5 protein-coding genes are annotated in these 15,765 nt (G+C 54.8%); all 5 read left to right on the top strand.

Going from position 1 to position 15,765, the window contains the following annotated elements:
* Positions 1-44: 44 nt before the first annotated feature.
* A complete protein-coding gene (locus tag A1332_RS17175) occupies positions 45-10,628 on the top strand; it encodes a filamentous haemagglutinin family protein (RefSeq protein ID WP_064009714.1) in 10,584 nt (3,527 codons plus the stop codon).
* Between the two features lie 417 nt (positions 10,629-11,045).
* Complete coding sequence (locus A1332_RS17170; RefSeq protein ID WP_064009661.1) at positions 11,046-12,833, top strand: DUF2341 domain-containing protein; 1,788 nt, start codon at positions 11,046-11,048, stop codon at positions 12,831-12,833.
* Between the two features lie 132 nt (positions 12,834-12,965).
* Positions 12,966-13,370 (top strand): ExbD/TolR family protein, encoded by a 405-nt coding sequence (locus A1332_RS17165; protein ID WP_036276642.1) that lies wholly within the window; start codon positions 12,966-12,968, stop codon positions 13,368-13,370.
* Between the two features lie 12 nt (positions 13,371-13,382).
* Positions 13,383-14,045 (top strand): energy transducer TonB, encoded by a 663-nt coding sequence (locus A1332_RS17160; RefSeq protein ID WP_064009660.1) that lies wholly within the window; start codon positions 13,383-13,385, stop codon positions 14,043-14,045.
* Between the two features lie 17 nt (positions 14,046-14,062).
* Positions 14,063-15,757 carry a putative porin gene (locus A1332_RS17155; protein WP_064009659.1) on the top strand — a complete coding sequence of 565 codons (1,695 nt, stop codon included), beginning with the start codon at positions 14,063-14,065 and terminating at the stop codon, positions 15,755-15,757.
* Positions 15,758-15,765 lie beyond the last annotated feature (8 nt).

The raw sequence follows: 15,765 nt of genomic DNA, 5'->3' as shown, positions 1-15,765 counted from the left end.
CGATTTTTTATGCGGTTGTTTCTTCGATTGGCACAGGCGATATTATGACTAACAGACAAAAGCACCAGCATGACGACGCGGTATTTTTCAGATTAAATCCCATTGCGGCTTGTGTAAAGTCGGCAGTCGCCGGCAGTATGCTGATCGCTTTTGTCTCGCCGGTCTGCGCCGAATTACCGGTGCCCAGCGCGGTCTGGGCCAGTATGGGCGGCGCCAACCGTTCCGTAGTCGGTAATAATATGACCATTAATCAGGAGACCGACCGGGTTATTCTGAATTGGGATAAATTCAACGTCAGTGCCGACAGTTCTGTCGAGTTCAAACAGCCCAGCGCCAGCGCCATCGCCCTAAACAAAATCGTCGATCCCAGCAAGAATCCCAGTCAGATTTTGGGCTCGGTAACCGCCAACGGACAAATCTATTTAGTCAATAAAAACGGCTTCGTATTTGGTAGGGATTCGGTGGTCAATGCCCGTGGTTTGGTAGCTTCGACCATGGATGTCAGTTTCGAAAAAACCTTTGATAAAGAAACCATAGGCACTGTTTCCAAGGATGGTCGCGCCGCTTTTCAAGGCTCGGGCGATTTTTATCAAAAAAACGGTGACGGTAGTTTCAAGCTGGATGCCGACGGTCAAAAAGTGCCGATTGAGATCAAAGTAGAAAGCGGGGCGAGGATCAAGTCCAGCGAGGGTGGCCGCATCCTGGTGATTGCCCCGAGCATCATGAACAAAGGCGATGTGGAATCGCCCGGCGGTCAGGTGATTATGGCGGCGGCCACCGACAAGGTGTACTTGCAGGAAGCCCCCACCGCCGATGACAGAACCAATAACGATGTGCGTGGCTTGCTGGTGGAAGTCGAGACCGGCGGCAAGGTGGAGAACTTGGGCAACATCGCTGCCAATCGCGGCAATGTCACTTTGATGGGCTTTGCCGTCAAACAAAGCGGCAAGGTATCCGCAACCACCTCCACCAATGTTAACGGCACTATCCGCCTGTTGGCGCGGGAAGGTTTTACTACCAAAACCGAAGGCGGTGAGACTGTTATCGCCGCGAAGGCCACCACCCGCACCGTGGATAAAGGCGATGGCTTGGGCCGTTCGGCGCAAGTGACTCTGGGCGAGGGCAGTACCACCGAGATTCTGCCTGAGGTGGAATACATCGAGGAAACCCAAACCCTGGAATCCGGCGAAACCGTCAAGGTGTTGGTAGAGAAAACCGCTGTCAAAGATCAGGACCAACCGCCATCTCGTGTTGAGATTATGGCCGATAAAGTGCATTTGCAGTCCGGCGCGGAAATCAACGCACCCTTTGGCAAGGTATCAATTACCGCGACCAAATCGCCGTTAAACCCGGTTGCCGACAACAGTATTAAAAACGACAGCCGGATCCTGATTGATGCCGGCGCGAAAATCGATGTGTCCGGTACCGACAAAGTGGTTCGAACCATGGAAAGCAATGTCCTGGAAGTGGAATTGCGCAACTTCGAATTGAAAGACGCGCCGCTGCAAAAGACCGGCATTTTAAAAGGTAAGACCGTCCTGGTGGACATCCGCGAAGGCACGCCGCTGACCGATATTGCGCCTACCGTGGCAGGGATTGGCCGCACGGTCGCCGAACGGATGGTGAAAGGCGGCGAGATTACGCTGAACTCGGAAGGCGATGTGATCCTTGAAAAAGGCGCTGTTTTGGACTTTTCCGGTGGCGAGATTACCTATCTGGATGGCTTTATTACTACCAGTAAACTGCTAGCTAATGGCCGCTTGGTGGATATTAGCGAAGCCGATCCTCTAGTGCCTTACGAGGCGATTTACGGCGAGGTGGTGAAAAAATACCAAAAATGGGGCATCACCAAAGTCTGGAAAATCGACGGTCCGTTTACGCTGGCGCGTTTCGAACCGGGTTATGTCGAAGGCCAGGACGCCGGCAGCTTAATGGTTAGAGCTAACAGCGCTATTTTAGACGGCGAGCTGCTGGGTAAAACCACCAACGGCAGGCGGCAGCGGACGCTGGCCGAGCAAGCCAAGGGCAGCCGTCTGACGGTAGATACCGCGTTTACGCTGAATAATGCGCAGGCATTGATTTTCTCCGCCGGCGTGCAAAACAGCATCGATGTCGATATCGACGAGGTGTTGCCGGTCGGAAATGACGGTTTGGCCATGGCTCTGGCCTTGGATGCCAACAAGCTCATCGACGGCGGCGTGCGCAATGCAGTGTTTAAAACCAATGGCAAAATCAGCGTCGCCGATAATGCGACCTTGCGCTTGGCCGCCGGCGGCAATCTGACGTTACAAGGCGGCGCGGTTGACGTGCGCGGCAATATCGTTGGTGCCGGGGCGACGGTAAAACTGGAAACCGCCGAGACCAATGCGCCGGGGCTGCAAGGCGAGATTAACCTGGCTTCCGGTGCGACAATCGATTTGCGCGGGGAATGGATTAACGATTTCGCCCAGCCGGAGAATCTTGACGGCAAGACGGTGGCGATAGACGGCGGTACCTTTATCGCCAAGGCCAAGGGTAACGGTGGCGGTGTGAATTTGCGGGCCGGCAGCTTGATCGACATCAGCGCCGGCGCCTGGTTGCACGAAGACCGCAGACTGGAAGCCGGTAAGGCGCAAAGAACCACGGGCAAGGGCGACACCTTGCAAGAGGGCGGCATTGTGTTGGTCGCGGAACCTGCCATAGACAACGCCGGCGCCAACGTGTTGATGGAAGGCGTTATGCACGCCTATGCCATGCAACAAGGCGGCGGTTTTACCGTAAAAGCCAACGCGGTGGCTATCCGCCGGGAAGAAACCCCGAGCAGAAACGATGGCAGCGTGCAGCCTTTGCAAATTGCCACTACGTTTTTCGGCGAAGGCGGGTTTGCCGAGTTCGATATCGGCGCAAACCTGAACGGATTGACGGTGGAAGACGGCGCCAATATCGAGTTGCGCCAACAGAACAGAGTACTAAATAACACCTATCTGGAACAGGCCAACGCCGACGGTATCGAAGCATTCTCGGATTTGACGACCTTGTTGCCGGAACTGCGCGCACCCAGCAAATTGACCTTGCGAGCCGATCATGCCGCCGGGATTAATGCCAACAGCAATTTGCTTGTGGCTGCTACCGCAACGATTAACGCCGACGATTTAAGCAGCGTCACGCTGGAATCCGACTCCTCACTGGTGCTGGATGGCCGCATCGTTGCGCCCGGCGGTACTGTGGCGCTGAATATCATTCCCGATCAAAGTGACGTCGATCCGCAATACCGGCAGGATCAAGGCATCTGGCTGGGGAGCACTGCCGGTATTGATGTGTCGGGAGGCAGCCAAATCACCGTGGACGGCTTGGGCCGGCGTATCGGTAAGGTCTTCGACGGCGGCAAGGTGATCGTCAATGCTCAGCGCGGCTTTTTTGCCTCCCAGGCCGGTTCCTTGATTGATGTTTCCGGTAGTCAAGCCACTCTGGATTTACCGGTTAATAATCCTGCCGCGATCGGTGCGGCTTATGCGGCCACCTTGGTAGGTTCGCATGCCGGCAGCATTAATGTGTCCGCCGCCGAAGGCGCGTTTCTGGACGGCGATATGCAAGCCAGAGGCGGCGCAGCGCCCGGCACCTCCGGCGGCAAACTGTCGGTGTTTCTGAACGTGGACAATCGCCGCGATTCGGATATAGAAAACTCTATCTTCCCGCGCGCGCCGCGCATTTTGAAAATCTCCCAGGAACGCAATGTAGCGTTTTCCGCAGCCTTTTCTAAGCCCGGCGATTCTTTGCCTGCGAAGGACGCCCCCGGCGACCAGTTGACCGGCATCGGCTATCTGGCCGCCGAGCAAATTAGCGAGGCCGGTTTTAGCTCTCTGGATTTGGCCGTATCCGGCGAGAAAGGCGAGATTCGCTTTACAGGCGATGTCGATCTACAACTGAATAATGCTATTGCTTTGGATGCGGTTAATTTCGGTTGGGAGCGGAAAACCGCCGCCGATACCGGTAATGTGCAAATCACCGCCACCACCGCCACCTTGGGTTCGGACACCTATCGAGCACCAATATTGAAAGCCAGCAACGGCGATGGCCGGCTGGCGGTTAATGCCGATTTGATCGATTTGGTCGGTGGCTCGGTAACAACCGGTTTTAATACTGTTGATCTTGCCGCTGACGGCGATATTCGCCTGAAAGGCATTCGGATCGACAGCCGGGAACTGGATTTTGTCGGTGAATTTAAAACCTTTTCCAAGCTCAATCTGACCGCGGCACAGGTTTATCCCACCTCGTTGACCGAGTTTACCTTGGCTGTCGCCGGCGATCCGGATGGCACCGTGACTTTCAACAAAAGCGCTAACGCCGCCGCGCCGGTGTTGTCCGCCTTGGGTAGTTTGACAGTGCAAGGACCGAATATCGTCCAAAACGGCGTGCTGACCGCACCATTGGGCGAGATCGTGTTGGAAGCGACAAAAACGGTGACCTTCGGTGCCGACAGCATTACGTCGGTTTCTGCCAAGGGGCAAATCATCCCATTGGGTGTGACGCAGGGCGGTTTGGAATGGCTTTTGCCTTTGGCCGGCACCGGCAACAACCTGAACGTGGTCAACCCTGATTTGAAACCGGCCGACACCGATAAAAAACGGGTGTTTGAAAGCCCCGAGAAAAAAATAACCGTCAAGGCCGCGCAAATCCGCCGGGAAGACGGTGCTTTAGTGGATTTATCCGGTGGCGGCGATTTATTGGGTTTTGAGTTCATTCCAGGCGACGGCGGTTCGCTGGATGTGCTGGATTCGGATCAACGGTTTGCGGTGGTACCGGGTGTATCCGATTATTCGCCGTTCGACCCCAAATCGTTTCCCGAATCCGGTTTGAAAACCGGCGACAGTATTTACATCGGTGCCGGTAGCGGACTTGCCGCCGGCTACTATGCCTTACTGCCGGCTCGGTACGCCTTGCTGCCGAATGCATTTTTGGTGTCGCCGGTCGCCGGCAGCGCCAATGCAATTCCCGGCACCAGTAGAACCCGAGTCGATGGTGCGTCTGTCGTCAGCGGTTACCGGACTATCGCGGGAACAGACATCCGCGACCAATATTGGTCCGAGTATGTGGTCGAAGCCGGCAGCATTGCGAAAACCCGCAGCGAATACAACATCAGCTCGGCCAACCAATTTTTCGCGGATAGGGCGGTAAACAAAGAACTGGCGATTCCGCGTCTGCCGCAAGATGCCGGACAATTGGTGCTAAACGCCAAAACCCGTCTGGAGCTACCCACCGTGGTGGCTGATGTGGTCGAGGGCGGACGTGGCGGCTTGGTTGATATCGTGGCGGATAAATTGGCCTTGGGCGCTACCGCTGCGACCGACGATGTCGAATTGTCAGTTAGCGACCTGGATAAATTTAGAGTGGATAGCTTGTTGCTGGGTGCGGTGAGAAGCTTTGACGCAGCGACCGGCCACACCAAGCTGGATGTCATCGCCAAGTCGGTGACGGTAGCCGAAAACACTACCTTGAAAGCGCCGGAGGCCTTGCTGGCCGCCAGCGAAAATGTCACCATTGAACAGGGCGCCAAAATCGAAGCCAGCGGCGCGGTCGCGGATACCGACAGCGATACGGTGCTTGAGCTGAACGGCGACGGGGCGTTGCTGCGCGCGTCGGCGGGCAAACAGGCAACGATCAACCGTACCGGCGCTAAAGGCTTGAAAGGCGATCTAAACATAAGTGCCGGCGCGGTAATTTCGGCCGGCGCGGGTTCGGTGGCGCTGGACTCGACACGGCAGACCAAAATGGCCGGCGAATTGAATCTGGCCGGCGGTTCCTTATATCTGGGCGCGGAAACCATCAACCTCGGAGAGACCGCCGGCGTAACGAACGGCCTGTCGCTGGATAATAATCAGCTCTCGCACTTGGCCGTTGACGAGTTGGTGTTGAGCAGCCGGGGTATGGTTAATTTGTTTGGGGAATTGTTGCAAACTGATGCGCTGGGTCAACCTTTTCAATTCGGCGATTTACGCATTGATGCCTTGGGTCTGGCCGGTAAAGCCAATGCCGGAAAAACCCTGTCTTTGAACGCGAAAACCCTGAGTATTGCCAATAGCAAGTCTACGGGTAGTGCTTTGGCGGGTGACGGCAGCGGGGTATTGAATATCAATGTGCAACAGTTGCTGCTGGATCAAGGTAAATTCCAGCTGTCGGGTTTTGCCGCGGTCAATGTTAATGCCAGTGAGCGCATGTTGGGCAAGGGCGACAGCACTTTAAATTCATTGGCCGACCTCAGCGTGAATACGCCGTTTGTCAGTGCCGAGAACGGCGCCAAAACCATCATTAATGCCAGCGGTCATGGCTTGTCTCTCACGGGCGGTAGCCAGACCCTAACCGCCGGCACCCAAGGCATAGCTGCGCAATTAGTGTTGGAAGCCGATAGCATTGGTTTGAACACGGCCTTGTTGTATCAAACCGGTAACGTGTCCTTGAATGCCTTGCAGGGTAATGTGACCTTGGGCGGTAATGCGCTGATCGATGTCTCCGGCGCGGTGGCTTATGCCGGTCTGAGCAAGCCGGTGAATCTGTCCGGCGGCAAAATCAGTCTGAGTTCTCAGCTTGGCAATGTCAGCACCGAAGCCGGCAGCAAGCTGTTGTTAAACGCCGCTAACGCCGAGATGCTTGCCGGTTTACTGTCCGCGCAAGCCGGCGCCGGTCAGGTGCAATTCAACGGTTTTATCGATGCTCATGGCGTTGGCAAGGCAAACGGTGGCCGGGTCGCCATCGATACCGGCAGTTTGAGCGCCGGCGGCTTTAGTGCTTTGAATGCGGTGTTTACCGCCTCTGGGTTTAGCGGTGCCGTCGAACTGAGAACGCGTAGCGGCGATATCGTTGTCGATGCGGCGCAAACCGTGAATGCCAATGCGATTAATCTGAGCGCCGATACCGGCAATATCAGGATTGCCGGCACTTTGGATGCCTCGGGAGCGAATGGCGGTTCAGTGACGCTGGCAGCTGAAGATTTGCTGACGCTGAATAGCTCGGCATTGATTCTGGCGAACGCGCAAGCGGCGAATGGCAACGGCGGCAAGGTCAGTTTGTCGTCTATCGATGGGGTGACGGCAGATGGCGCGGGCATTGAGATCCAGCCCGGCGCGCGCATCAACGTCGCAGCGGCTGGGGCCGGCGCGGCAGGCGAGGTGTATTTACGCGCTGATCGCGAGGATACCGATGGCGACGGTCTGGCGGACATTAACGTCAAAGCCATTGCCGCCGGTACTATCGTTGGCGATACCGACGTCACTGTTGAAGGCGCGCGTATTTATAACCACAACCGTATCGCCGCCGCCGAACAGCAGGCGATGCATAACGACAATCTGGCCTATATGGCCGACTTGGCGGCGGCCAATGTTGCTAACAGCCGCTTTGGCGCGGGTTTTACCATCATCCCCGGCGTCGAAGTTCGCAGCAGCGGCAATTTGACCGTCGCCGAGACCTGGGACTTGGGAAAACTCGATAGCGGAGAAGCCTGGCGTTATGGCGCGAATAGCGATCTGGTTGGGGTGTTAACGCTTAGAGCTAAAGGTAATTTGTTGATCAATGGCAATTTGAGCGACGGCTTTTCCACCGGCGTTTTGAATTCCGCAAGTTTTGGGCCGATCAACGTCAGCGACTATTTGCAAACCGGTGCTTCTTGGAGTTACCAACTGATCGGCGGCGCTGATTTGAATTCCGCGAATGCGATGGCGGTGCTGGCCTCTGCCAGTCTGTTGACGAGTGCCGGTAGCGGCGACGTCAGTTTAGCCAACGATGTCAGCGTGCGGACCGGTACCGGCGATATTGAGATTCGCGCGGCGCGCGATCTGGTTTACGGCAATCAAAACTCTGCGATCTATACAGCGGGCCGGGCGGATGCCGATGACGCCAAACGCTGGGGTAGCGGCGGACCGGATTTGGCCGCGCTGTTCTACGCCGAATATCCCTTGGATGGCGGCGATATCAGCATTCAGGTCGGACGCGATATCGATGCCAAACCTAGCTCGCAATTACTCAGCGATGCGTTGGTGCGCACCGGTGACTGGTCCAATAGCAATCAGCACAGTACGGAATTCAACTCGGAACGTCCGACAGCCTGGGGCGTGGCCTTGGGTATCAGCGACTCAAGCGGCTTTTCCCGTCAGCATCAGCAAAGCGTAACAGCCTTCGGCGGCGGTAATGTCAGCATCAGCGCGGGCGGAAATGTCGAAGACCTGTCGGTGATGATCCCCACTACCGGTAAACAGGTAGGCGAAAGGGATACGCCGGTGGCGGATGCCACTGTTATCACGTTTAAGACCAATGTGGTCGAATTGAACGGCGGCGGTAATCTGCAATTGCAGGCGGGTGGCGATATCGCCGGCGGGGTGTTTTATGTGGACGGCGGTGCGGCGGATATTTATGCGCACGGATCGCTGAAAGCCGGTACCAACAAAGGGCTGAATCCGATATTGGCCTTGGGTGATGCGCAGTTCAATGTAGTCGCCGGCAAGTCCATGGCCCTGGAAGCGATTGTCGACCCGATGTTCGTGACCTTGCCGGATTCAGTGGATTTGATCAATGCTTCATCGAATCGGTTTTTCCGCTACAGTACCGACAGCAATGTGACATTGACCACGCTCTCCGGCGATCTTACCTTGGAAAACGACATCGCCAGTTTGAAGAAGGCTACCAATACCAATATTTCCGAAGGCTTTTTGGTTTATCCCGCCGGCCTACAAGCCTACGCACTGAACGGCAATATTGCCGTGGACAAGAGCTTCACCTTGTATCCCTCGGCGCAAGGTGGTTTGGAGTTATTCGCCGCTAAGAATTTAACCGGCAAGGGTAACCCCCGGATTATATTGAGCGATGCGGAACCCACTGCACTACCGAGCGCGGCCCTGCCCTTCGTCGGGACCTCTTTAACCGACTTGGACAATGTGTTGAAGGTTTTGGATATTCAACAACCGCAGTCGCCTACCGCGATACATGCCAGCACGCCGCTGCACGCCAATGATCCAAATCCGGTGTTGATTAGCACCGGCACCGGCAATATCGGCCGTATCGACGACGACATGGTGTTTGTATTGGCCAAGCCGGCCGAAGTTAGCGCCGGTAAGGATATTGTCCGCGCCACGTTCAACATTCAACATAACAACGCAGACGCGGTTAGTATCTTTAATGCCGGCCGGGATATTCGTTACACCATCAATATTCACCCAGACACCGGCAATATTATCGAAGCCGATCAAGGCATAGACGTGGCCGGTCCCGGACAACTAACCGCGCTGGCGGGCCGGGATGTGAATTTGGGATCGTCTATCGGCATTACTTCTTCGGGCGATCAATCCAACGCCGCGCTGGCGGATGACGGTGCCAACATTACCGTGATTGCCGGATTGGCTGGCGGTGCGCTGAACAGCAATGGCTTTGCCGAAGGGTTTATGACCAATTCGGGCAAATACGCCCTTGAAAATCAGCGTTACCTCAATCTGTTCGTGCAGGAAATGCGCGGCATTACCGGCGACTCGTCGTTAAACGTCGACTCGGCCAAACTGGCATTTAGCGGGCTATCCACCGTGGATAAGGCCCGGCTGGACCGCAAGCTGTTGAGTACGGTGCAAGGTGTGTTTTTGCAGGAAGTGAAAGCCAATGCCACTACGCTGGCCAAAGCTACAACCAAACAGGCTCAGGATTTGGCCGAGCTAAAATTGCTGGTTACCATCGAGTCGCTATTCCCCGGTACCACCTTATTGGCGGGTAATAGCGATTACAGCGTTGATGCTGCGAACGGTATAGTGGTCAACGCCGATACCAGCGCCAGCGATATCTTGAACAGTCTGAATGCCGCGTTACAGCAAAAAATCGACGCGGAGTTGGCGCGGCAGGGTAAAACCTTTGCCAGTGCTAGCGACCGCGAGAAAGATGACGCCCGCGAACTGGTCAGGCCCAAGCTGGGCAATATTTCGCTGTTTTTGAGTTCGATACAAACCAAGGACGGCGGCGATGCCAATCTGTTTGCCCCCAACGGCGGCATCACCGTGGGCTTGGCGACCGCCGATATTGGCTTGGCGAAGGGGGACGATGAGTTGGGCGTGATCGTGAAAAAGCAGGGCGACGCCAATCTGCTGGCCCGCAACGACATCGACGTAAACATCCAGCGGGTGGTCACCTTGGGTAACGACGATATTATGGGCGGCTCCTTCGAGGGTGATGTCGATGCCGGTCGTAGCGCGCAAACCGCGTTGGCGGCTCCGCCGCTTAAAGTCAGTTACGATGCGGCGGGTATGCCGGTGCTGGAAGTTTCGCCGGTGTTACAGGGTGGCGGTATCAGAACGGTGGGAGCAGGCGATGTGTTGTTATTCGCGCCGCGCGGCATCATCGACGCCGGTGAAGCGGGCATTAAAGGCAATAACATCACGCTGGCGGCAACCGCCATCGTCGGCGCCGATAATATCGATATCGGCGGTTCTGCCGTGGGTGTGCCGGTGGCTGCGACCGGCAGTGTCGCGGCCGGTTTGACCGGGGTCAGCAACGTGGCGGCGGCGGTCGGTAAATCGCTGGATAGCACCGGCAGCGTCGGCAAGGAAGCCGCGGAAAAAATGGCCAAGGCCGCGACCAACACCTTGGGTATCTTGAGCGTGGATATTTTGGGTTTTGGTGAATAGTCGTTAAAACTTCGTGAATCCAATTCGCTGTTTCTAATTTGCTTGGCTATGTGCCAAGCAAATTAGGCTGTGGATCTTTAATTCTAAAAATAACAGTTGGCCGGTGTTGAAGGTCGTTCGTGCTGAGCAGGGTCGAAGTATGAACGGCCTTCAACACACCTATTCAAAAGGCGATTCAAGAATCGCGCTCGTCCTTCGACAGGTTCAGGAAGAACGGGACTTTTCTATTGTTGTTTTTAGGTCAAGACCTGGGCACCGAAATTCATAAATTTCGGTGTGCTCAACGAGTGTCGCAAGGCCGGCAAACTCAGTGTCGCTGAGCAATTGATACGAATTTTTCGATCAGTGTATCGTCGTCATAATCATGTAAAAAACCCTTGTGATAATTGCCGTATAAATTTTGATCTGAGAGTAAGCATGATACGAATCGGTTTTTTAGTGATCACCCTGTTGATGATGCCCGGCCTGGCACAAGCCTGGTGGAACGATGAATGGGGATATAGAAAGAAAATAACCATCGACGCCCAGCAGTTGCAGCAAGCCGGCGTCAAGCCGGTGGCGGAAGGTTTGGTGTTGGTGCGTCTGCATACCGGTAATTTCAGTTTTTTCGCCGATTTGGGCGAGAACGGCAAGGATTTGCGCTTCATGGCCGGCGACGACAAAACCCCGTTGAAGTTTTATATCGAGAAAATCGACACGCTTAATGAAATGGCTTTGATTTGGGTGAAACTGCCCAAGGATATTGTGACGGCCGACGAGCCGATGTTCTGGATGTATTACGGCAATCCCAAGGCTTTGGACGGCCAGGATGCGCCCGGCATTTTTGATGTGGCGCAAGCGCTTGCCTATCACTTTGAAGCCGGTCCGGTTAAGGATGCCACCGCGTATGCCAATCAACCGGCTACTGCGACGCAAACGGTGGTGGAAGGCGGCGCGGCTGGCGCGGCGGGCGGCTTCGACGGCAGTCAATCCATACGTATCACCGCAACGCCGGCGATTCAAATGGCGGTCGAGTTTGGTTGGACGGTTTCCGGCTGGGTGAAAATCGATCAGGCGCAAAGCAATGGCGTGGTGTTTCAACGCGATAGCCTGATTTTATCTGTTAGAGGACAAACGCCGGTTTTGGAGGTTAATCGTAAGGAATTGGTGAGCCCGGTCGATCTGAATTTGGCGGCTTGGCAACACTTGGCGGTGGCCGGTAGCAAAGACGGTTTTACCTTGTATGTCGATGGCAAAGCGGTCGGCATCTTGCCTGCCAGCGTCCCGGCATTACTGGGCGATATTAGTATCGGCGCGGCGGTGGACGGTTCGCGCGGTTTTGTCGGCGCGATAGACGAATTCGGCATCGCCAAGGTCGCCCGCGATCAGAACTATCTGCAATTTTCGGCCATGATGCAGGGCCAATCTTCGGCCTTGTTGAACTACGGCGAAGACAGTACGCCGGACAGCGAAGGCGGCGGCGAATCGTATTTGGTATCGACGCTGAACAACGTCACCATCGACGGTTGGGTCATCATCGGTATCCTGGGCGTGATGTTTGTGATCAGTACCCTGGTAATGATCAGCAAGGGTGTTGTGTTAAGCCGTACCCGCAGTGAAAACAAAAAGTTTGAAGAAGCCTTCAGCCGTTTAGGGGCTGCAAATATTACCAATTTGGATCATCAGGACGAGGAAGGTCAGGAAGATTTCGACGCATCGCCGTTGTTATTGTCTTTGACCGGTAATCATGCCGCCTTTGCCGGCTCATCCATCTACCGGATTTATCACGTCGGCGTGCAGGAAATGAACAAACGTCTGCCCAAAGGGGTGGGCGCTGATGCTGCTGATCATTTGTTGTCTGCGCAAGGCTTGAATGCGGTTAAGGCCTCCATGGATGGCGTGCTGGTAAGGGAGTTGCAAAAACTGAATTCGCAAATGGTGTTGCTGACTATCGCGATTTCCGGCGGTCCTTTCCTGGGTTTGCTGGGTACCGTGGTCGGGGTAATGATCACGTTTGCGGCTATCGCTGCCAGTGGTGAGGTGAACGTCAACGCCATTGCGCCGGGTATCGCGGCGGCCTTGGTGGCGACGGTGGCTGGTCTGGCCGTGGCGATTCCGGCATTGTTTGGTTACAACTATCTGGGTAGCCAGATCAAGATGGTGACCGCCGATATGCACGTGTTCGTCGACGAGTTCGTTGCCAAATTGGCAGAGCAGCATAGCTAATTTGAAAAAAATGTAGGTCGGGTTGGTTAGGCGTCAGCCGTAACCCGACATGTTGGCTTCGAGGTGTCGGTTAGCGCTCGATCGAGCGAACCCGACCTACGAAACCTGATCTGTAGGTCAAGAGAATATTCAATGAAAGTTCAAGAAGAAAACGCCGCGTATGACGAAATCAACGTCACGCCGATGCTGGATTTGGCGTACGTGCTGTTGGTGGTGTTTATTTTAATGACCACGGCGGCCGTGCAGGGTGTGCAAGTCAATCTACCCAAGGCCAGCAATACGCCCAGCTTGGCCAAGCCACAAACCAAAGCCATTACCGTCACCGCCGACGGCACCATTTTTCTGGATACTTTTCCGGTAACGATGGAACAACTGGAATCGACTTTGCTGCAATACAAGGCGGCTAACCCGGAGCTGCCGGTAGTGGTGAAAGGTGATGCCACGGTGCAGTATCAAAGCGTGGTGGATATTTTAGCGTTGCTGGGCAAGCTGGAAATTACCCAGGTTGGTTTGGTGACGCAAAGTCTTGTCAAATAGCGCCATTCAACCATGTCCGAAAAGAAACACTTACGGGTGTATATCCCGAGAATTATCGGTGGCTTGCTGGCTGCGTTAGCGATTTTTTACGTGGTGAAAATCATCATGGATTTCATCGATAAAAAACCGGCGAAAAGCGAGAAAAAAATTCAACCGATTACGTTGATGAAACCACCGCCTCCACCACCCCCGCCACCGAAAGTGGAAAAGCCACCCGAGCCGGAAATCAAGGAAAAAATCGAACAGCCTGAACCCGAGCCGGAACCGATGCCGGAAACGCCTCCGGATGAAGCCCCGCCCCGCGATTTGGGTTTGGATGCCGAAGGCACGGCGGGTTCGGACGGTTTCGGATTGGCTGCCCGTAAAGGTGGCACGGGTCTATTTGGCGGCGGTACCGGCAATCCTTACGCCTGGTACGGCGGCTTGGTGAAAAACGGCATTCTCAATTTATTAAGCAGCCACGAAGAACTGCGCCGCAAAGGCTATACCGCCATCGTCAAAGTCTGGCTGAAAGCCGACGGCTCGGTGGAACGGGTCGAATTAGCCAAAGGCAGTAACGATGCCGATATCGATGAATTGCTTGGCCGCTTATTGAACAAGTTCGACCGAGTAGCCGAGGCGCCGCCGCCAGGCATGCAGCAGCCGATCAAGCTGAAGATTTCATCACGTATTTAATATAAACAGGTAGAACAATGGCGAATAAGAAACAGCTGATGGCCCTGGCGCTATCCGGGCTGATCGGTGCGGTGCAGGCCGGAGAAAAGGAAGAGTTGCTGAAACTGCGCAACACCACCACTAATTTGATCAAACAATTGGTCAAACAAGGGGTGATTACCGATAAGGCTGCCAACGAGATGATCAAACAAGCCGAAGTTGAAGCGGGCCAGCAGGTGGCTGAAGCCAAGGCCTCCGGTGCCAAGGAAGCGGTGCCGGCCGATGAAGTGCGCGTGGCTTATGTGCCGGATTTTGTCAAAGACGAGATTCGTCAGCAGGTGCGCAGTGAGTTACGCGAAGAAGTGGTCGGCGATGTGATGCAAAAGGCCAAGAACGAGCAATGGGGTATGCCGAATGCGTTGCCTGAATGGACCAAGCGTTTCAAGCTGTCTGGTGATATTCGTTTGCGTTCGCAGCATGAGTTAATGGCCAAGGAAAACATCGCCAATTCTTATATCGATTGGCAGGCGGTTAACGAAAGAGGCGGTCTTAACGCAGCGGGTGTTGATCAATTCTTGAATACGACTACCGACAGACAACATTTTCGCGAACGCTTTCGTTTAGGCATTGACGCGGCGATTACCGATGGTATGAAAGCCGGTGTGCGTTTGGCGACGGGTAATCAACGTGATCCGGTATCCACCAACCAGTCTTTGGGGTTTACCGGACAGAAATACGATTTCACCGTGGACCGGGCTTATTTGCAATACGATGCTGTCGACGATAACAAATTCAAATGGCTGTCCTTGTCGGGCGGCCGGATCAAGAATCCTTGGTATACCGGCGGCGGCGAGTTTACCGGCGGTAGCGAATTGGTGTGGGACGTGGATTTGTCTTTCGAAGGTTTTGCCGGCACTTTTCGCCACCGTTTGGGCGGTTCCGACAGCTTGATGGCTAACGACGACCATACTCATTCCGTTTATGCGACAGCCGGGGCGTTTCCACTACAAGAATCAGCACTGAGCAGCGATAAATGGTTGTTCGGTGGTCAGGTCGGGGTAGATTGGGGCTTTATCAATCAAGACAATTTAAAGGCAGCTCTGGCTTATTTCGATTATGTCAACGTTGAAGCAAAACAAAATACCAGTGTTTTAGGCACCTGCGATCTTAATACGCGCGGTAATACTGCTTCGCGGCCCGAATTCATGCAGGGCGGCAATACGTTGGCGTCGATCTGCCGAGAAGGCACCGGCGCCTTGGCTTCCAATCCGGGGATGGTCGGCTTGGCGTCCGATTACAATATCGTCAATGCCAATATTTCCTACGAAATGGCCATGTTTGCCCCTTATCGTCTGCGCTTGAGCGGCGACTACGCCAAAAACGTCGGCTTTAATAAAGCCGCAGTCAGCCGGATGCTTAATGGCACTGTGGTGGAGGGTAAAACCAATGCCTGGCAGTTCAGAGCGGATTTCGGCTGGCCACGTGCCGAAGTGGCCGGGCATTGGAATGTGTTTGCCGCGTATAAGTATGTTGAGCGCGATGCGGTATTGGACGCTTTCACCGATTCTGACTTCCACCTCGGCGGCACCAACAGCAAAGGCTGGTTTATCGGCGGTAACTACGGCTTGATGAAAAATGTCTGGTTAACCGGCCGCTGGTTGAGTGCCGATATTATTACCGGTGCGCCGCAGGGTATCGATGTGTTGCAGATCGACGTCAATACGCAATTCTAGGTAGGTTT

It is taken from the genome of Methylomonas methanica, assembly GCF_001644035.1.
GTDB classification, from domain to species: domain Bacteria; phylum Pseudomonadota; class Gammaproteobacteria; order Methylococcales; family Methylomonadaceae; genus Methylomonas; species Methylomonas methanica_A.
This window is presented reverse-complemented; position numbering and strand designations above follow the sequence as displayed.

What these genes read in the sequence shown, in the direction of transcription:
- A1332_RS17170 (WP_064009661.1), top strand. Translation starts at nt 11,046, where the DNA reads ATGATACGAATCGGTTTTTTAGTGATCACCCTGTTGATGATGCCCGGC.
- A1332_RS17160 (WP_064009660.1), top strand. Translation starts at nt 13,383, where the DNA reads ATGTCCGAAAAGAAACACTTACGGGTGTATATCCCGAGAATTATCGGT.
- A1332_RS17155 (WP_064009659.1), top strand. Translation starts at nt 14,063, where the DNA reads ATGGCGAATAAGAAACAGCTGATGGCCCTGGCGCTATCCGGGCTGATC.
- A1332_RS17175 (WP_064009714.1), top strand. Translation starts at nt 45, where the DNA reads ATGACTAACAGACAAAAGCACCAGCATGACGACGCGGTATTTTTCAGA.
- A1332_RS17165 (WP_036276642.1), top strand. Translation starts at nt 12,966, where the DNA reads ATGAAAGTTCAAGAAGAAAACGCCGCGTATGACGAAATCAACGTCACG.